Source organism: Streptomyces prunicolor NBRC 13075 (genome assembly GCF_000367365.1).
GTDB lineage: Bacteria > Actinomycetota > Actinomycetes > Streptomycetales > Streptomycetaceae > Streptomyces > Streptomyces prunicolor.
This window is the reverse complement of sequence record NZ_BARF01000097.1, coordinates 26,201-44,309: the sequence shown is the minus strand read 5'-3', so window position 1 is coordinate 44,309 and position 18,109 is coordinate 26,201. Positions and strand designations below refer to the sequence as shown.

Below are 18,109 nucleotides of genomic sequence, written 5' to 3'. Positions count from 1 at the left end.
GGCTACCAGCCCGAAGCGGTGTAGACGACGGCCCCTGCTGACTCGTCGCCCCAGGCGAGCTCGCGCAGCAGGGCCGCGGTGCCCTCCTCGGGGTCGATCAGCGAGATACCGCGCCGGGCGTACTCGCGTCCCAACTCCGGGGTGACCATGCCGTGATGGCCACCGGTGGGCGCCCACGGACCCCAGTGCACGGTCAGCGCACGGTGCCCGGTGCGGGCGGACCAGGCGGTGCCCAGACTCTGCAGCGCGTCGTTGGCGGCGGCGTAGTCGACCTGGCCCCGGTTGCCGAGGACAGCCGAGATGGAGCCGAACAGGACGGCGAAAGCAGGGCCGTTGGGGAGTTCCTCCAGCGCCGACAGCAGCGTCTCGGCGCCGTGGGTCTTCGTGCCGTAGACCCGCTGGAAGGACGCGGTGGTCTTCTCGGCGATCAGCCGGTCCTCGATGACGCCGGCCGCGTAGACGACACCGTCGAGGCGGCCGTGTTCGGCGTGGATCTCCTTGACCGCCTGGAGCGCGGCGTCCGGTTCACGGAAGTCGACGGAGTGGTAGCGGGCCTGGCTGCCGAGGGCCGCGAGTTCGTCCAGGGTCGCGGTGATCTCCCGCTGGGCGAGCAGGAGTTCGGCGGTGCGGTTGATCTCGGCGGGGTTGAGTCCACCGCCCTTGGCGGCGAGGGCGGCGCGCAGTTCGGCCGGGGTGCGGGCGCCCGCGGTCGCCGGGTCCTCGGGGCCTGCGGGTGCGGCCGTCCTGCCCAGGAGTTCGATACGGCACCGGGAGGCCGCGGCGAGTGCGACAGCGAACTTCGCGGTGATACCCCGCGCGCCGCCCACCAGCAGCACCACCGAATCGCGGTCGAGCCCGATGGCGGAGGCTTCGGCGACTCCGTCACCGGCCGGTCCGGCACCGTTCGTCGCGAGCGCGCCGAGCGGTGTCTCCGTCAGCTCAAGTCCGTGCCGTCCGACGGGGGTTCGGAGCACCACCGGCTCGCTGTCGGGTGCCAGCAGTTCGGCGATCAGCGCGTCGGCCACGGCCGCCGGTGCGGTGTCCGTCACCTCGACTACCCGGGCGGTGGTGTCCGGATACTCGCGCGCCACTGTACGGAACAGGCCGTGCAGCCCCGCGGATCCGCCGTCCGCGCCCTGTACCGCGAGGAGTTGGCGCGGGCCGCACCGCAGGGCGGCCTGGAACACGGGGAACGCGTCGGGCAGCACCGGGGACGATGCGGTGAGCGGCGCGAGATACAGGACGGCGTCCACCTGGCCGTCCGCATCGGTGAGTTGATGCTCCGGGGCTACGGTCACCGTGTCGGCGCCGTACGAGGAGAGGCGTGCCGCGACCGTCTCCGTGGCGTCGCTGTCACCGTCGCCGTAGAGGACGAAGCGTCGGCCGCTCAGTACGGACGCCGGGTCCGTCGGGTTGTCGCTGTCCTGGTGCGGCAGCAGCACCGGGCGCAGTTGGAGTCGCTTGGGCGCGGAGCCGGTGACCTGGTCCTGCGGGGCGCTCGGGGAAGTGTCCTGAGGGGCGTTGGCACTCGGGGGCGTTTCCTCCGCCGCCGCGGGTTCCGTCAGCCGTGCCGACAGCCAGCTCGTGACGGAGGCCGCCGTACGGGCCTTCGCCAGGTCCTCCAACTCGGCGTCGTCGAGCGAGGCGACGTCCATCCCGCCGCCGATGCCGAGACGTTGGGCCAGTTCGCCGGCGATCTCGGCGCGCTTGATGGAGTCGATGCTGAGGTCCGCCTCCAGGTCGAGGTCGGGCTCGATCATGTCGACGGGATAGCCGGTGCGTTCGCTGATGATCTCCAGGACGACCCGGAGCACGTCGGCCTCGGTGACGGCCTCGGGGGCCGACTCCGGTTGCGCGGCGGGCTGTTGAGCGGCCGGAGTCTCGACAGCCGCCGGCAGGGCGGGTGTCTGCGGCAGCGCCTCGATCACGGCGGGCGCCGGTGCCGGAACCCAGGTTCCTTGAGGCACCGTCCCCTGCACCGCGCCGAAGTACGTCATCAGCACGTCCCGTTGCGCGGCGACCATCTCCCGGCTGGTGCGCAGGAATTCGGAGATGAGCGCGTCCCTGTTCGCCTCGACGGGGGCACCGTCCTGAGGGTTCGTCGTCACAGTCGTCTCCACAACGCGTCGGGCCGGTGCGAGGGCACCGGGCAGGAGTGCTCCGGCGGCGGTACGGACCAGCTGTCCGTCGACCGTCCAGCCGGGTCGCGAGGGCACGGGGGTCCGGGCCGCGTCGACGGCGTCGCGCCCGTTGAACAGCCATCCGGTCCGCACCGGCAGCCCGGCGACGGCCAGTTGGGCCAGTGCGTCGAGCCAGCCGCGCAGCCCGCTGTCCTGCCGGGGCTCGCACGCGACCGTGCGGTGCGGGCGGTCACCGAGGATCTGGTCGACCAGCCGCGTCAGCACGGAGCCGGGACCGGCCTCCACGAAGATCCGCGCCCCCGCTTCGTACATCGCCTCGATCTGCGCGACGAAGCCGACCGGGGAGCCTATCTGCGCGGCGAGTTCGGCCCGGACCGCGTCGGCATCCTCGCCGTAGGGGGCTGCCGTGCGGTTCGACCACACCGGGAACTCCGGTGTGAGCACAGGCCGTTGGGCGAGGGCCTCCGCGAACCGTGCACCCGCCCCCGCCACCAGGGGACTGTGGAAGGCGCAGGCGACGGGGATGCGCTTGGCGCCGAGACCGGCGTCGCGCAGCAGGCGTACGGCTGTGGCGACGGCCTCCGTGGGGCCCGAAATCACCGTCTGACGGGGCGAGTTGTGGTTGGCGACGACCACCGTGTCCGGTGCGCCCGCCGTCTTCAGGGCCTGCTCGACGTCCTCGGCACCGGCCGCCACCGCGGCCATGGTTCCCGGGTCGTCCGCGCCGGTGGCTTCGAGGATCGCCGCCGCGCGCTCGGCGCTCAGCTCCAGCAGCGCCTCCGGCGCGATCGCGCCCGCCGCGCACAGGGCGACCAGCTCGCCGTAGCTGTGCCCGGCCGCCATGTCGGGCCGTACGCCCGCCTCGGTGAGCAGGGCGTGGGCGGCCAACCCGGCGATGCCCAGGGCGGGTTGGGCGACCCGGGTGTCGGTGAGACCGGCCTGCTGGCGGTCGCGGGCGGTGTCGTCGAAGGCGGTGGGCGGGTAGAGCGCGTCGGCGTGGGCGCGGCCGAGGTGCAGGTAGTGCTGCAATTCGGGGAACGCGATGAAGACGTCGGCGAGCATGCCGGGGCGCTGACTGCCTTGGCCGGGGAAGAGGAAGGCGACCTTGCCGGCACCGGTGGGAGCGGAGGTGGCGGCACCTGTGTCCGAGCCGGCGCCGGCGTTTGCCTCGGGGCCCGCCTCCGCCAGGTGAATCCCGCCGACCGGATCATGCTCACCGGCCAGCGCCCGCCGCAGTTGTCCAACCAGCTCCTCCGCGTCCCGCGCCACGACCGCCACCTGCACCGGCTCCTGCCGGGCGTCCGAGCGTCGCGACGCGCTCAGTGCGAGGTCGCGCAGTTTCCAGGAACCCGTCTCCGCGAGCTTCAGGATCTCCTCGACGCCCCGCCGCGCCGCCGCCCGGTCCGCTCCCCGGAAGGTGAACAGCTCGGCGGGCCACGCGTCCATACCGTGCGCGGGCGGTACGGCGTCGCCGTGGGCCTGGATCACCGTGTGGAAGTTGGTGCCGCCGAAGCCGAACGCGCTGAGGCCCGCGACGCGTTCCTCGGCCGGAGCCGCCCATGGCCGTGGCCGGGCGTGGAAGACGAACGGGCTGCTGTCCTGCTGCCAGGCCGAGTTGGGCTGCTTCATGTGCAGGGTGGGCGGCTTGACGCCGGTGTAGAGGGACAGCACGGTCTTGATGAGACCGGCGAGTCCCGCGGCGCACTTCGTGTGCCCGATCTGCGACTTGACCGAGCCGAGCGCACAACTGCCCGTCTCCGCACCGGACTCGGTGAACACCTCGCTGAGGATGGAGAGTTCGGTGCGGTCGCCGACGACCGTCCCGGTGCCGTGCGCCTCGACCAGACCGACCTCGGCGGGGGAGACGCCCGCGTTGCGGTACGCCCGCTCCAGCGCGGCCCGTTGGCCCTCGGGGCGCGGTGCCGTCAGGCCCAGGGAGCGGCCGTCGCTGGAACTCCCGACTCCCTTGATGACGCCGTAGATCCGGTCGCCGTCCCGCTCCGCGTCCGCGAGCCGCTTGAGAACCACGCAGGCGACGCCCTCACCGAGCGCGATGCCGTCGGCCGAGCTGTCGAAGGCACGGGAGCGGCCGGTGGGGGAGAGGGCGTGCACGGAGGAGAAGAGGACGTAGTCGTTGATGCCGTTGTGGAGGTCGGCGCCCCCGCACAGGACCACATCGCTGGTGCCGCCCACGAGTTCCTTGCAGGCGACGTCTACGGCGGCCAGCGAGGAGGCGCAGGCCGCGTCGACGGTGAAGTTGGCGCCGCCGAGGTCGAGCCGGTTGGCGATGCGGCCCGAGATGACGTTGGAGAGCATGCCGGGGAAGGAGTCCTCGGTGAGCGTGGGGAGTTGCTCTTCGATGCCCTGCGGGATCTTGCCGTAGTAGGAGGGCAGTACGGCACGCAGCGTCGTCGCGTTGGACAGGTCGCTGCCCGCCTCCGCGCCGAACACCACGGAGGTGCGCGCCCGGTCGAACTCCCGCCCCCGGTCGCCGTATCCGGCGTCCTCCAGTGAACGCCGGGCCGCTTCGAGGGCCAGCAGTTGGACCGGTTCGATGCTGCCGAGGGAGGTCGGCGGGATGCCGTAGCGCAGCGGGTCGAAGGGGATGCGCGGCAGGAAGCCGCCCCACTTCGACGGGGTGGCACCGTCTTTGTCGGCCGAGTAGTGGACGGCGGGGTCCCAGCGGTCTTGCGGTACCTCGTCGACGGAGTCGCGCCCGCCGAGGATGTTCGCCCAGAAGGTGGGGAGGTCGGGGGCCTGCGGGAACATGCACGCCATGCCGATGACAGCGATGTCCAGGGGGGCCGGTGCCTCCGGTTCGGAGGTCTCCCCAACTCCCAGGCGGGCGCGGACAGTTCGCGCGCTCTCGGCCAGGAAGTCGGCGGCCTCCTCGGTCACCGAGCGGTGCAGGGCGTCGATCGTGGTGGTCGCCGAACGCAGCACGGCGACCTCGCCGGCCATGAACATCCCCTCGGCGAGCTGGCGTTCTTCGTCCACGGAGGTCAGCGCACCGGCCGCGTCCCGCTCCACGCCCTTGCTGGCGATGCGGAGCCGGCCGACGTTGAGCCGTTCCAATTTCTCCCAGATCTGCCGGTCCGGGACGCCCTGCTCTCGCAACTGGGCTTCGAACTCAAGGTAGTTGTCGCTGAACGGGCTCGGCACACAGCGGGTGGCGTGACCCGGCGCGGTCTCCAGCAACGCGGTCCGCGTGGCCCGGACCACCTGCTCCTGGAACAGGGGTTGGACCGCTCCACGCGTCACCGCCTCCTCCGTGAACAGGTAGGCGGTGCCCATCAGTACGCCGACGGCGGCGCCACGTGCCGTGAGCGGTGCGGCGAGCGCGGCCACCATCGCCGCCGAGCGCTCGTCGTGGACGCCGCCCGCGAAGAACACCTCGATGTGTTCCGCCGTACCCGCTGGCGCCGTCTCCAAGAAGTCGTCCAGGACGGCGAGTTGGGCCTCCCACAGCGGGAAGCTGCCGCGCGGTCCGACATGGCCGCCGCACTCGGAGCCCTCGAACACGAACCTGCGCACCCCGGCGTCCAGGAACTGCCGGAGCAGCCCCGGGGAGGGCACATGGAGGAAGGTGGAGATCCCGGACCGTTCCAACGCCTCGGCCTGCGAGGGGCGTCCGCCCGCGATGATCGCGTGGGTCGGCCTCAACTCCCGTACCGCTTCGAGCTGGGCGTTGCGCATCTCCTCGGGCGCGAAGCCGAGCACCCCGACACCCCAGGGGCGGTCTCCCACGGCGGCGCGGGACTCGGCCAGTACCGCACGCGACTGCTCGCCGCTCGACAGGGCGAGTGCGACGAACGGCAGGGCACCGCCCTCGGCGACGGCCGCGGCGAACTCCGCCTGGTCACTGACACGGGTCATCGGGCCCTGAGCGATGGGGAGTCGGGTGCCGAGGGTCCGGCTCATCGGGGAGCCGGCGCGCAGTGCGTCGGCCGGGCGCTCGTCCCGTACCGACTCCCTTATGGCGGCGGTCAGTTCGCGCACCGTACGGCCCGTGTCGCCCCAGCGTTCCGCGAAGCGCGCGGCGAGGAAGCCGTCCTGGCCGACCGGCAGCAGCTGGGTGCGCGGGTCGCGGGCGCCGAGCAGTTCGGAGACGCGGTCGGCGGGCACCTGCGGGGCGTCCGGGCCGCGTCGTAGGAGCACCCGGTGACCGGCCACCAGCGTGGTCTCGGAGCCGTCCATCGAGCGGAGTGCCGCAGCCGCGGTCTCCGGGAGGCCCGACTCGGCGAGCAGGGCCAGTTGGCTGTCCAGGACGATCCCGGCGGCGCCACCGGCGACGGCCGCGGCTGCCGTACGGGGGCCGATGCCGCCGCAGGCCCAGACCGGGAGGTCCACACCGGGCTCGGCGAGCAGTCGCTGGAGTAACACGAAGGTGCTCAACTCGCCCACCCGGCCGCCGCTTTCGGCACCGCGGGCGATCAGTCCGTGCGCACCGGCGCGGGCCGCGGCCAGTGCCTGGTCCGGGTCGGTGACCTCGACCAGCACGCGGTGCTCCGCCGCGACCTCGCCCACCTGCCAGGGAGCGCCCGGGGCGAGGACGACGGTGTGCGGGGTGGCTCCACCGCCTGCCTTGAGGTCAGCGGGACCGATCCGGCAGTGGGGTCCGACCCGTACCCCGAAAGGGCCAGGGGACCAGCGTCGGATTCGGGCCAGGGCCTCTCTGGCTCTTCGGTCGCCCATTCCCAGGTCCAGTACCCCCAGCCCGCCGGCGCGGCTCACAGCCGCCGCGAGTCGGGCATCCGGTTCATGGAACGGAGTGATTCCAATGATCGTTTCGGCGGCGCGCGCGGCAGGCGTCATGATTCTCCGAATAAACGGTGAAACTGCACGGTGGGGGGTTTCGGCCGGGGGCGCCGAATGTAATCGCAGAGGCGCGAGATGGCTGATGGAAAGCTAGCCCCCCGGTTACTCACCGGTCAACAACGCCAAGGTAAGCAACCGGTCCAGGGAAGTGATCCGGCCAGCCGGAAACCAGTCCCCAAACAACCGAAAACCCTGCCAATTTCCTTCAGAGGGCACACCACTCGGACCGCAGTGGCGCAAGCGGTCCAAAAGCCCCCGCTATTCATCAGAGGCTCACAGTCCCGAAACACCACTGACGGCGGGACGGAATTATGTAAACGTTGGGTGTCGATGCCTCCTCGCATAAGCCGCGCTAGGTTGGCATCCATGAGCACACCGCGTGACCTGATGATCGTCGCCATGGATGTCGCACCCGACCGCCCGGTCGAGACGGGTGATCTTTCGCTCGCGCTCGCCGGCGCGGAGGTGATCGACCTCATCGCCGCCGAAGCCGTGACGCTGGACGGCGACCTGATCGTGCCGAACCCCCAACTCCCCTTGGAGGACGGCCTGTTGGACCAGGCCGCGACCTCGCTCGTGCGGGAGACGCCGTACGAGTCCGTCGAGGACTGGCTGTGGCGGCGGGGGCGCAGTCTCTCCTCCGCCTATCTCGTCGCGCTGGAGGCGGAGGGACTGGTCGCCAGGCAGCGCGGGCGCTGGATCCCGGTGCGTACCGGCAAGACGGCCCTGGTCGACTCCCCGGCCCGCAGCCGCGCGGCGGACCGCTGGGCCCAGGGCGAACCCGTCCTCGCCCAACTCGCCGCCGCCGCCGGGATCCGTGAGGTGTCGGACGAGGACTCCGCCAAGGTCACCGACGAGTCGCTGGACACGGTCATCGCCGTCGTCCATGACGCGGTGACGGAGCTGGAGGCCGTACGGCAGCGCAAGAGCGTCGAGGACGCGGCGTACGACAACGTGTGGCGCGGGATGTGACGGCGACTTCCCGGCTTCGAGGTGCGGCAACTGGCGATGAGACAGAGCCAGTTGAGTGTCCTGAGCCTCAGGTGACGCCACGTCAGTAATGGTGGCACAAGCCCGGCGCCGAGCCTAGAGCGAGGAAGGCGCGCGCTACCCGCGTTCACCGGGACGAAGCCGTCCCGGACAGGATCGTCACCGGGACGAAGCCGCCCCCAGCGGGATCGTGACCGTGAAGACCGTCGCGCCGGGCTCGGACGTCAGCTCCACGGTGCCGCCGTGCGCCTTCGCCAGCGACCGTGCCACCGCGAGGCCCAGCCCGCTGCCGCCCCGGTCCCGGGTGCGGGCCTTGTCGACCCGGTAGAAGCGGTCGAAGACCCGGGCCCGGTCGTCCTCCGGGATGCCGGGGCCCGCGTCGGCGATCCGCACCGACGCCGTGCCGGCCGCGCCCGACAGCGTCACCGACACCTCCGTGCCGGGCGGGGTGTGCACGGCCGCGTTGGTGAGGAGGTTGTCCAGCACCTGCCGGATGCGGACCGGGTCCACGCGCAGCCGTACCGGAGCCTCCCCGACCTCGACCGTCAGCGGGCGGTCCGGATGCCCCGCGCGGAAGGCGTCCGCCGCCTGGTGGACCAGTTCCACGAGGTCCGCGTCCTCCGGCCGCAGCGGAGTCTCCACGTCCGCCGCGTCGAGGCGGGCCAGCAGGAGGAGATCGTCGAGGAGGATGCCCATGCGGGCGGCCTCGGCGCGCAGCCGGGCCAGGTGCTTGTCGCGCTCCTCGGGGACGTTCGCCGCCGCGTACTGGAACAGGTCCGCGTAGCCGCGCACCGACATCAGCGGGGTCCGCAGCTCGTGCGAGGCGTCCGCGACGAACCGGCGCAGCCGCTGCTCCGCCTCCGCGCGCACCGCGAGGGAGTCGTCGATGTGCTCCAGCATCGTGTTGAACGCGGTGCGCAGCTCCTCCACCTCGGGCCCGCCGTCGCCCCGCTCGGCGCGCAGCGGCAGCCGGGCCGCCGACTCGGTGAGGTCGTGCGAGGCGATGCCGTGGGCCGTCGTCGCCATGTCGCTGAGCGGCCGCAGCCCGCGCCGCAGCAGGTTCCGCCCTATGACCACCAGCACCAGCAGCGCCAGCGCGAACGCCACCACCTGGACCGTGACGAGCTGCCGTACCGTGCCCTGCACGTCCGCCAGCGGGGCCGCGCTCACCAGGACCACACCCGGGTCGACCTGGCAGGCCCGCAGCCGGTAGGTGCCCTCGCCGTCGATCGTCACCGTGCGGGAGATCTCCGTGGTGGAGTGCGCCATCGTCTTGGCGAGGGCGGTGAGCGCGCTGGTGTCGTCCGGTACATCGGAGGGCTCGCGCAGTGTCGCGGTCGTCCCCTTGACGTCGTAGACCGCCGTGTACCAGCCGTAGTACGGCTTGTCCTGGACGATTCCGTGGACCTGGGCGTCCTTGGACTGGACGACCTGGACGAGCTTCATCTGGTCGCTTACCTGGCGTCGCAGATAGTCCTGCATATACATCGTCAAGGCCGTGCCGACGACCGCGAACACGATCAGGGACAGGACTCCCACGCCCAGTGCGAGCCGGGTGCCCAGGCGTACCCGGCGCCAGTTGTGGCGCAGTCGTCGGATCATTCGGCGGCCTGCCGGATCACATAGCCGAAGCCGCGCACGGTGTGGATCAACGGATCGTGCCCCTCGTCGAGCTTGCGGCGCAGGCGGCTGACCACCAGCTCCACCACATTGGAGCGGCCGCCGAAGCCGTACTCCCACACATGGTCGAGGATCTGCGCCTTGGTGAGCACGGTCGGCGACTTGCGCATCAGATAGCGCAGCACCTCGTACTCGGTCGGGGTGAGCGTGATGAGGTGGTCACCGCGCCGCACCTCGCGCGTGTCCTCGTCCATCGTCAGGTCCGCGACCCGCAGCACCGAGCGCGCGAAACCGGGCCCGGCGCTGCGCCGCAGCACGGTCCGCAGCCGGGCCATCAGCTCCTCCACCGCGAACGGCTTGACCAGGTAGTCGTCACCGCCCCGGGTCAGCCCCGCGACCCGGTCCGCGACCGCGTCCCGCGCGGTGAGGAACACCACCGGCACCATCGTCCCGGACCGCCGCAGCCGGTCCAGCACACCGAAACCGTCCAGGCCGGGCAGCATCAGGTCGAGCACCACGATGTCCGGTGCGAACTCGGCGGCCACGGTCAGCGCCTCCTCACCGGAGTACGCGCACGCGGCCTCCCAGCCCTCGTACCGGGCGACCGTCGCGACAAGGTCGGCGATCGGCGGGTCGTCGTCCACGACGAGGAGTCGTACTTTTTCCACCTGCTCATAGTGCTTCACGCACCGGTGGACGCCAGACCCGCGGCACCGCCACACCCGCATCGATAAGCACTTGAAAGGTGGCCGACAGGAAAACGACAGCCCCCCGAGGTCAAGCTCGTCTCCCAGGACCCGATCAAGGAGCTGCCGTCCGTGACGACCGTCCAATCACCCCCTGCGCCCCCCACGGCGATACGCCCCAGGGTGGTGGCCCGCACGGGCCTGTACGCCGTGCTGGCCGCGAACGTCGCCGTGGTGACCGTCTTCTTCGCCCAGGCCGGATTCGCGTCGAACACGCTGATCGTCATCGGCCGCCTCCTCGGCCTCTACGGCGCGCTCGTCATGGCCTTCCAGCTGCTGCTGGTGGCCCGCCTGCCCTGGCTCGACCGCCGCATCGGCATGGACCGGATGACCTCCTGGCACCGCTGGACGGGCTTCGCCCTGCTCTGGACGCTGCTCGGGCACCTCGTCTTCATCGCCTTCGGCTACGCGGAGGGCACCGACACCGGGCCCGTCGGCGAGGTCGTCGACCTGGCCGAGACCACCGAGGGCATCCTGCGCGCGCTCGTCGCCTTCGCCCTGATCCTCGTCATCGGCGCGACCTCCGCCCGCTACGCGCGACGCCGACTCGCCTACGAGACCTGGCACTTCATCCACCTCTACACCTACGTCGCGGTGGTCCTCGCCTTCACCCACCAGGTCGCGGTCGGTACGACGTTCACGGCGTCGCCCGCCGCCACGACGTACTGGTACGCGGTGTGGGGCGTCGCGCTCGGCTCGGTGGCCCTGGGCCGGCTGGTCCTGCCCCTGTGGCGCAACTTCCGCCACCAGTTCCGGGTGGAGGCGGTGGTCCCCGAGTCCGACAACGTCGTCTCGATCTACATCACGGGCCGAGACCTTCACCAACTCCCGGCGCAGGCAGGCCAGTTCTTCCTCTGGCGCTTCCTGACGAAGGACCGCTGGTGGCAGGCCAACCCCTTCTCCCTCTCGGCCGCCCCCGACGGCACCCGACTCCGCCTCACCGCCAAGACCGCCGGTGACGGCACGGCGGCCCTGCGCCACCTGAAGGTCGGCACCCGCGTCTTCGCCGAGGGCCCCTACGGCGCCTTCACCACCCTGCACCGCAGGAAGACGGAGTCCGTGCTCATCGCGGGCGGCGTCGGCGTCACCCCGATCCGCGCCCTGCTGGAGGACCTGGAGGGTCACGCGGTCGTCATCTACCGCGTCTCCGCCGAACGCGACGCCGTCCTCTACGGCGAACTGGCCGAGCTGGCCCGGGCCAAGGGCGCCGAACTGCACCTGCTCACCGGCCCGCCCGTCCCCGACAAGCTCGCCCCCCGCGAACTCGCCCGCCTCGTACCGGACATCGCCGACCGCGACGTCTTCCTCTGCGGACCGCCGCCGATGATGAACGCGGTGCTGCGCAGCCTCGGCGACATGGGCGTGCCCAAGCAGCAGATCCACTTCGAACGCTTCAGCCTGGCGGGATGAGAGACATATCTTGAAACCTCCCCCACCTCTACAGGTGGGGGATTCCTGGCTCACGTTGGCTGTGGACCGGCGGTCCGGCAGCTCTTACACGATCAGCACCAGCCGGGTTGAGACCAGCCCGGACCAGCATCACGCGGGCGGAATTCTTGTCCCTGGGGGACACAGCTCCGCACGCGGTACAGGTGTAGGTACGTTCTGAAAGAGGTAGTGCGTGCTTGGTTCTCGCTCCGCACTGTGCGCAGTCCATGGTGGTGTGCGCGGGGTGTACGAGGTGCACGGTCCGGCCGTGCTTGCGGCTCATGTCCAGCAGGGCCGTCTTCGTCGTGCTGATCGCGGCGTCCGCCGCCTTGCGGGCCATCGTGGACTTCGCCAAGAACTTCGGGCGGAAGTCTTCGACCGCGAGCTGGTCGAAATCGCGGACGACAGTTTTGGCCCACTTGCGGGCGGTGTCCTGCCGTTGCCGGGCGACCTTCTTGTGGACCTTCGAGGCCTGGGCCTGAACCTGCCGGTAGCCCTTGGACTGCGGCTTGCCTCTGGGGGCACAGCGGCGGGCCATCTGCTTCTGGCAGCGGGCGAGGCGGGCGGTGGTGGTCTTGCCGTACTGGGGATGCGGGAGGTCGTGGGCGTCACTGGTGGTGGTCGCGGTTTCCTTCACTCCCCAGTCGATGCCGATCACCCGGCCGGTGGCGGGCAGTGCCTCGGTGGTGGTCGCCACGACGAACGATGCGTACCAGTGGCCGAGGCTGTCGCGGTAGACGCGGACGGAGGACGGCGGTTTGGGCAAGTCCCGCGACCACACAACACTCAGCACGATCCCGCCCGCGAGGTGCAGCCGTCCGTCCTTGAGACGGAACCCGCGTTGCGTGTAGTTCAGCGTTGGGTCGGTCGCGTGCTTCTTCTTGCGTTTCGGCATCCCGGCCCGCTGGTGCTGCGGCAGCCGGGCCTTGATGTCCTTCAGGGCCTTGGCGCGGGACTTGGCGAAGTCGCGGATCGTCTGCTGCTGCGGTACCGAACTGCCTTCGCGCAGCCAGGCGTTCGCGGTGCGGGCCTCGGTCAGCATCTTGTCGAGGCGGGCCGGACCGCACTTCTCCTCGTCGGCGTACGCCTTCTTGGAGCGGGCGCAGCACTCGTTCCAGATCCACCGGCAGCGCGCCCACTCCGCCTCCAGTGCGGTGCGGGCGGTCGACGACAGGCGGAGCCGATAGGTGTACCGGCGCATCCGGCATCCTCGGCTTCCTCCAGGGTCGTCATGCCACCACTCTACAACTACGCTAGGGGCATGGATGAAGAAACAAAGATCACGCTCAGACTCCCCGCGGAACTGCACCGGTGGCTCACCGCCCAGGCCAAGTCCGCCCGCAGGTCTCTCAACTCCGAGATCGTCTACCGGCTGGAGGGTGAGCGCGACGCCACCGTTGCGGACGCCGAATCGCCCTGACAGTGATTCGGCTTTCCCTGCCCTGCTTCGCAGGAGCGCGATTCCTCCCCGGCCTGAAGGTCGGGGCATCCTCGGAGGTACCCGGTGAAGCGAGTCATACCTGTCCTGGTGCTGTCCGTCGCGGGTCTGATCCCCGTGTGGCGCTACGAGCCGTCCATCGGGACGACGACGACCACGACGACCACCACGGAGGCGGTCTCGACACCGACTCCTACGGCCACTTCGTCGTCCCCGTCCTCGTCGTCGTCCGGGTCCTCGTCGACGCCGTCCACGTCCTCGAAGAAGGTCGTCCAGGGCACCGCGATCAACACCGACAAGGGCACCGTGCAGGTCCAGGTGACCTTCGAGGGCGACAAGATCAGCGCCGTCAGCATGCTCCAGCAGCCGAACCACCCGCAGACCACCGCGGCCGTCCCGGTGCTGATCGAGGAGACCCTCAAGGCGCAGAGTTCGAAGATCGACACGGTGTCCGGCGCCACGATCACCAGCGACGCCTACGTCCAGTCGCTCCAGGCTGCCATTGACGCCAAGGGCGCCTGAAATGCAGCGAGTTGAGCATGTGATGGGCTTTCCGGTGTCGTTGCGCGTCGACGACGAGGGCATCGGGGAGGAGACCGCGGACGCGCTCTTCGCCTGGCTGCGCGAGGTCGACGCCCGCTTCAGCCCGTTCCGCCCGGACAGCGAGGTCTGCCGCTATGACCGCGGCGAGCTCCAACTCCGGGACCTCAGCGCCGACTTGACCGAGGTCCTCGACCTCTGTGAGCAGTACCGGGTCGCGACCGGCGGCGCCTTCGACGTCCGGCTGCCCGGCCGGCCCCTCGACCCCTGCGCGGTGGTCAAGGGCTGGTCGGTGCAGCGGGCGGCGGAACTCCTCACCGCCGCCGGCGCCCGGCGCTTCATCCTCAACGCCGGTGGCGACGTGGTCGTGGCCGGCGGTCCGTGGCGGGTGGGCATACGGCACCCCGAGCACGCCGACCAGCTGTGCACGGTCCTGGAGTTGACCGACGGGGCGGTGGCGACCTCGGCGCGCTACGAGCGCGGCGACCACATCGTCGACGGCCGCACCGGCACTCCGGCGACCGGCCTCCTCAGCATCTCCGTCGTGGCCGCCTCGCTCACGGAGGCGGACGCCACGGCCACCGCGGCCTTCGCGATGGGCCCGGAGGGCGTCGACTGGGCCGCCGCCCGGCCCGGCTGCGAGGTGTTCGCGGTCGACGCGGAGCGCCGGGTCCGCCGTACGCAGGGATTTCCGGTCGCGACTGCGGTGGCTGCTTAGAGTTACGGCTGTTTCACCCACGACATGCGGAAGGGCCGCCGGTTTACCGGCGGCCCTTCCTGTCGGGAAATGTGGCTCGGGGAGTGGTGCGGGGGAATGGATCAGCTGACGTCGGAGGCGTCCAGGCGGTACAGGCCGCTGCTCGTCGACGACGACGAGGTCGAGGTCGTAGAGGAACTGCTGCTGTACGCCGAGGACTTGACCGCCGTGCCGTGGGCCTTGACCCAGGTGGCGATCGCGGAGTTGGTGCCCTGGCCGCCGTCGCTGCTGACGATGATGTAGTGCAACTTGCCTGACTTCACCAGGGACTTGAGCTTGGCGAGGGTCATCGCGTTGTCGCTGCCGGACCAGCCGCCCATGGAGATCACCGGCTGACCGGACTCCAGGATGATCGAGGACGCCGTCTGGTCGGTGGACACCGCCAGCAGCCAAGTCGCGCCGTCCTGGTGCTTCTTGAGGTACGTGATCATCTCGGACGAGACCTGGGAGCCGCCGCCCATACCGCCGCCGGCCTGCTGAGTACCGGACTCGGACGTGGACTTGGAGGTCGAGCCGGACTCGGTGCCTGCCTCGGTCGTCCCGGTCTTGCCGGTCGAGGAACCGCTGCCCGAGGGAGCCGTACCGGACGGAGGTGTACCCATCTTGCCGGAACCGGAGCCCGAACCGCTGGGCGCGCTGCCCGACTTGCCCGTGGTGCCGCCGCTCGGCGCGCCGCCCATACCGCCACCGCCGCCGCCCATTCCGCCGCCGGTGCTGGGACCGGCCGTCGGGTTGGTGCCGTTGGTCGAGGAGGTCGCCGCCGAGACCGAGTAGGCCGCGGGACCGGCGAGCAGGGCGACGACTGCGGCCAGCGCCGCGAAGCCCATCAGGCGGTGGCGCTTGGTGAACCGGCCGACCAGCAGGCCGAGTACGGAGGCGATGCCCGCCACGGCGACGACGATCTCCGCGACCGTGTACACCGTGCCGGAGCCGGAGACCCGCTGGAGCAGGACGACCGCCCAGACGGAGCTGGCCGCGATCGCCGCCGGCAGCACCCAGGCCCACTTGGCCGCCGAGCCCTCACGGAAGGCGCGGTACAGCAGCACCCCGCCTGCACCGGCCAGGGCCGCGATACCGGGCGCCATGGCGGTGACGTAGTACGGGTGGAAGGTGCCCTCGGCGAGCGAGAAGGTCAGGAAGTGGAGGACGAACCAGCCGCCCCAGAGCATCAGCGCCGCGCGCTTGGCGTCCGTACGGGGAGCGCGGCCACGCAGCACCAGACCGCCGATGAGCGCGATCGCGGCGAAGGGGATCAGCCAGGAGATCTGGCCGCCCATGATCTCGTTGAACATCCGGTACAGGCCCGAACTGCCGCCGAAAGAGGCCCCGTTGCCCTGCGAGCCGACCGAGGAGCTGGCGCCGAAGATGCGGCCGAAGCCGTTGTAGCCGATGACCAGGTCCCACACCGTGTTGTCGGTGGAGCCGCCGATGTAGGGGCGGGAGGAGGCCGGGATCAGGTCGACGATCACCATCCACCAGGCGCTGGAGACGATCAGCGCGACGGTGGCGACGGCGAGGTTGCGGATGCGCTTGCCGAGGGAGACGTTCGTCGCCCAGAGGTAGACGAGGAAGAACACGGGCAGGACGACGTACGCCTGCATCATCTTGGTGTTGAACGCGAAGCCGATCGCGACCGCCGACCACACCAGCGGCATCAACTTCCCGTTGCGGACGGCCTTCATGAGGGCCGCGGCGCCGAGCATCATCAGCAGGACGAGGATCGGGTCCGGGTTGGTGTCGCGGGTGATGGCCACCGTGATCGGGGTGAGGGTGAGGACCAGTGCGGAGATCGTGCCCGCGATCGGACCGAAGTCCCGCTTGATCTGCCGGTACAGGAGGGCGACCGAGCCGGTGCCGGCCGCGATCATCGGGAGCATCAACTGCCAGGTGCCGTAACCGAATACGCGGGCGGAGAGGCCCATCACCCAGAGGGCGAACGGTGGTTTGTCGACCGTGATGAAGCTGCCGGAGTCGAGCGCGCCGAAGAAGAACGCCTTCCAGCTCTTGGTGCCGCTGTAGACGGCCGCGTCGTAGAAGGTGTTGCCGGTGATCGAGGTCAGGTTCCAGGCGTAGAGCGCCGTGGCCAGCAGCAGGATGCCCCACAGGGCCGGGCGGGCCCAGCGCGGGTCCTCCTCCGGGCCCGTGAAGAGCCTTCTGGCGCGGGCCGAGACACCGCCGTCGGCGGGCGGGGCCGCCCGGTGCGAGCGCCGGGCGTCTTCCTGACTGGGGGGCGGGGCGAGGGTCGTCATGACGCGTACTCCAGGTGTTCCGCGGAAGAGGCGGGCGCCCCGACGGGCAGGACAGGGGTGGTGGTGCGGGTGCGACGGGGTACGGCGGCGATGCGGGCGCGGCCGGTGACGGACTTCTTGAACATCCGGCGCATGCCCTTGAGGTCGTCGAGAGCGGTGCGGACGATGTCGACACGGCTGTCCGGGTCGTCGATCCAGTCGACCGGGACCTCGTGGATACGGAGCTTGTTGCGCTGGGCGAGGACGAGCAGTTCGGTGTCGAAGAACCAGGCGGTGTCCTCGATGTGCGGGGCGAGCGCCCGGAACACCTCGGTACGGACGGCCTTGAAGCCGCACTGCGCGTCCGAGAAGCGGGCGGCGAGGCCAGCCTTGAGGAGAAGGTTGTAGGAGCGGGAGATGAACTCGCGCTTGGCACCGCGCTGGACCGCCGACTGCCGGTGCAGCCGGCTGCCGATGGCCACGTCGCTGTGGCCGGAGAGAAGCGGAGCGACCAGCGGGAGGAAGCCCTCCAGACCGGTGGACAGGTCGACGTCCATGTACGCGACGACGTCCGCCTCCGACCGGCTCCACACCTGCTTCAGCGCGCGGCCCCGGCCCTTGGCGTCGAGGTGCACGGCGTGCACGTGCGGCAGCCGCTGGGTGAGGTCGAGCGCCTCCTGCCAGGTGGCGTCGGTGCTCGCGTTGTCCGCCACGGTGATCGTGAACGGGAACGGGAAGGACGTTTCGAGGTATGCGTGGAGACGGCCGATGCTGCCGGCGAGGACGTGCGCCTCGTTGTACACCGGCACCACGATCTCGACCGACCGCTGCCGGACGCCTCCCGCGTTCTGTTCGTTCATGACGGTGACGATCCGGGTGCTGTCTGTGCGGTCACTGAGCCTTCACTGAGCGGCCGATGAGAATCAGCGGACTCACAGGTTGTGCACAGCGCCCTCAGGCCGGGCCCCAATGCTGGGGCCCGGAAAGGCAGTTCGGACGGGGTGCCGGGGGCTTCGAAGGGCGTCTTCAGATGGGCTGGGGTTCGAAGTCCCAGTCGGGTGGTTCCTCCGCTCCGGTCGCCAGCGCGTCCTCGCAGGCCCGTACGAGCGGATGGTCGGCACCCACGGCGTTCGTCGTGCCCCGCAGCGCCTGCTCGATCAGCCGGGCCCCGGCGGCCCGGTCGCCGTGGGCCACCGAGGCCGTCAGCTCGGCGGACTCGGTGGGATCGCCGTGCGAGCGCAGGAAGGAGGCGTGGTCGGCCTGGACCATCAAGGTCGTACGCGGCTACCGGCCGGTCAACAGCGCTTTCCGGCCGCCGACCACCGATCACGATCGGTCACTCCGAGCCGGATCCCGCCAAGTTCCCGCAACACTCGCGGTCTAGACTCTGCCCCCAGTGGCCT

At 70.8% G+C, this 18,109-nt stretch carries 12 protein-coding genes; 5 read left to right on the top strand and 7 right to left on the bottom strand.

All coding sequences use genetic code 11. The features are described 5' to 3' along the window. Positions 1 to 2 precede the first annotated feature (2 nt). Complete coding sequence (locus SPR02S_RS40920) at positions 3 to 6,956, bottom strand: type I polyketide synthase (protein ID WP_026151318.1); 6,954 nt, start codon at positions 6,954 to 6,956, stop codon at positions 3 to 5. Positions 6,957 to 7,325: 369 nt separating this feature from the next. Here SPR02S_RS40920 and SPR02S_RS40915 point away from each other — a divergent pair, with 369 nt between their 5' ends. Next, positions 7,326 to 7,931, top strand: a complete 606-nt coding sequence (locus tag SPR02S_RS40915) for a GOLPH3/VPS74 family protein (protein ID WP_019062825.1) — start codon at positions 7,326 to 7,328, stop codon at positions 7,929 to 7,931. 177 nt (positions 7,932 to 8,108) lie between these two features. Here SPR02S_RS40915 and SPR02S_RS40910 read toward each other — a convergent pair whose 3' ends face one another. Then, complete coding sequence (locus tag SPR02S_RS40910) at positions 8,109 to 9,551, bottom strand: sensor histidine kinase (protein ID WP_019062824.1); 1,443 nt, start codon at positions 9,549 to 9,551, stop codon at positions 8,109 to 8,111. Continuing rightward, positions 9,548 to 10,237 (bottom strand): response regulator transcription factor, encoded by a 690-nt coding sequence (locus SPR02S_RS40905; RefSeq protein WP_026151317.1) that lies wholly within the window; start codon positions 10,235 to 10,237, stop codon positions 9,548 to 9,550. Before SPR02S_RS40905 ends, SPR02S_RS40910 begins: the two co-directional genes overlap by 4 nt. Positions 10,238 to 10,387: 150 nt before the next feature. Between SPR02S_RS40905 and SPR02S_RS40900 the strand changes: the two genes are divergently transcribed. Continuing rightward, positions 10,388 to 11,725: a ferredoxin reductase family protein gene (locus SPR02S_RS40900; RefSeq protein WP_026151316.1), complete on the top strand. Its 1,338-nt coding sequence runs from the start codon at positions 10,388 to 10,390 to the stop codon at positions 11,723 to 11,725. 28 nt (positions 11,726 to 11,753) lie between these two features. On the opposite strand, the gene SPR02S_RS40895 is transcribed toward SPR02S_RS40900, so the two are convergent. Beyond that, positions 11,754 to 12,944 carry an RNA-guided endonuclease InsQ/TnpB family protein gene (locus SPR02S_RS40895; protein ID WP_019062821.1) on the bottom strand — a complete coding sequence of 397 codons (1,191 nt, stop codon included), beginning with the start codon at positions 12,942 to 12,944 and terminating at the stop codon, positions 11,754 to 11,756. Positions 12,945 to 13,004: 60 nt separating this feature from the next. Between SPR02S_RS40895 and SPR02S_RS60980 the strand changes: the two genes are divergently transcribed. The 3 genes from SPR02S_RS60980 (at position 13,005) to SPR02S_RS40880 (ending at position 14,439) form a co-directional block, all read left to right on the top strand. Next, positions 13,005 to 13,163 (top strand): Arc family DNA-binding protein, encoded by a 159-nt coding sequence (locus SPR02S_RS60980; RefSeq protein ID WP_019062820.1) that lies wholly within the window; start codon positions 13,005 to 13,007, stop codon positions 13,161 to 13,163. An 84-nt stretch (positions 13,164 to 13,247) separates the two neighbouring features. Beyond that, entirely contained in the window at positions 13,248 to 13,703 is a 456-nt protein-coding gene (locus SPR02S_RS40885) for an FMN-binding protein (RefSeq protein ID WP_026151315.1), read from the top strand. 1 nt (position 13,704) lies between these two features. Then, the gene (locus tag SPR02S_RS40880; RefSeq protein ID WP_026151314.1) at positions 13,705 to 14,439 is read left to right on the top strand and encodes an FAD:protein FMN transferase; all 735 of its coding nucleotides are present in this window, start codon (positions 13,705 to 13,707) and stop codon (positions 14,437 to 14,439) included. A 101-nt stretch (positions 14,440 to 14,540) separates the two neighbouring features. On the opposite strand, the gene SPR02S_RS40875 is transcribed toward SPR02S_RS40880, so the two are convergent. The 3 genes from SPR02S_RS40875 to SPR02S_RS40865 form a co-directional block, all read right to left on the bottom strand. Then, positions 14,541 to 16,727, bottom strand: coding sequence for an ArnT family glycosyltransferase (locus tag SPR02S_RS40875; RefSeq protein WP_019062816.1), 2,187 nt, complete (start codon positions 16,725 to 16,727; stop codon positions 14,541 to 14,543). Then, positions 16,724 to 17,566: a dolichyl-phosphate beta-glucosyltransferase gene (locus tag SPR02S_RS40870; RefSeq protein WP_019062815.1), complete on the bottom strand. Its 843-nt coding sequence runs from the start codon at positions 17,564 to 17,566 to the stop codon at positions 16,724 to 16,726. The genes SPR02S_RS40875 and SPR02S_RS40870 overlap by 4 nt, the downstream gene beginning before the upstream one ends. Positions 17,567 to 17,732: 166 nt before the next feature. After that, complete coding sequence (locus tag SPR02S_RS40865) at positions 17,733 to 17,975, bottom strand: hypothetical protein (RefSeq protein ID WP_019062814.1); 243 nt, start codon at positions 17,973 to 17,975, stop codon at positions 17,733 to 17,735. Between the last annotated feature and the right edge of the window lie 134 nt (positions 17,976 to 18,109).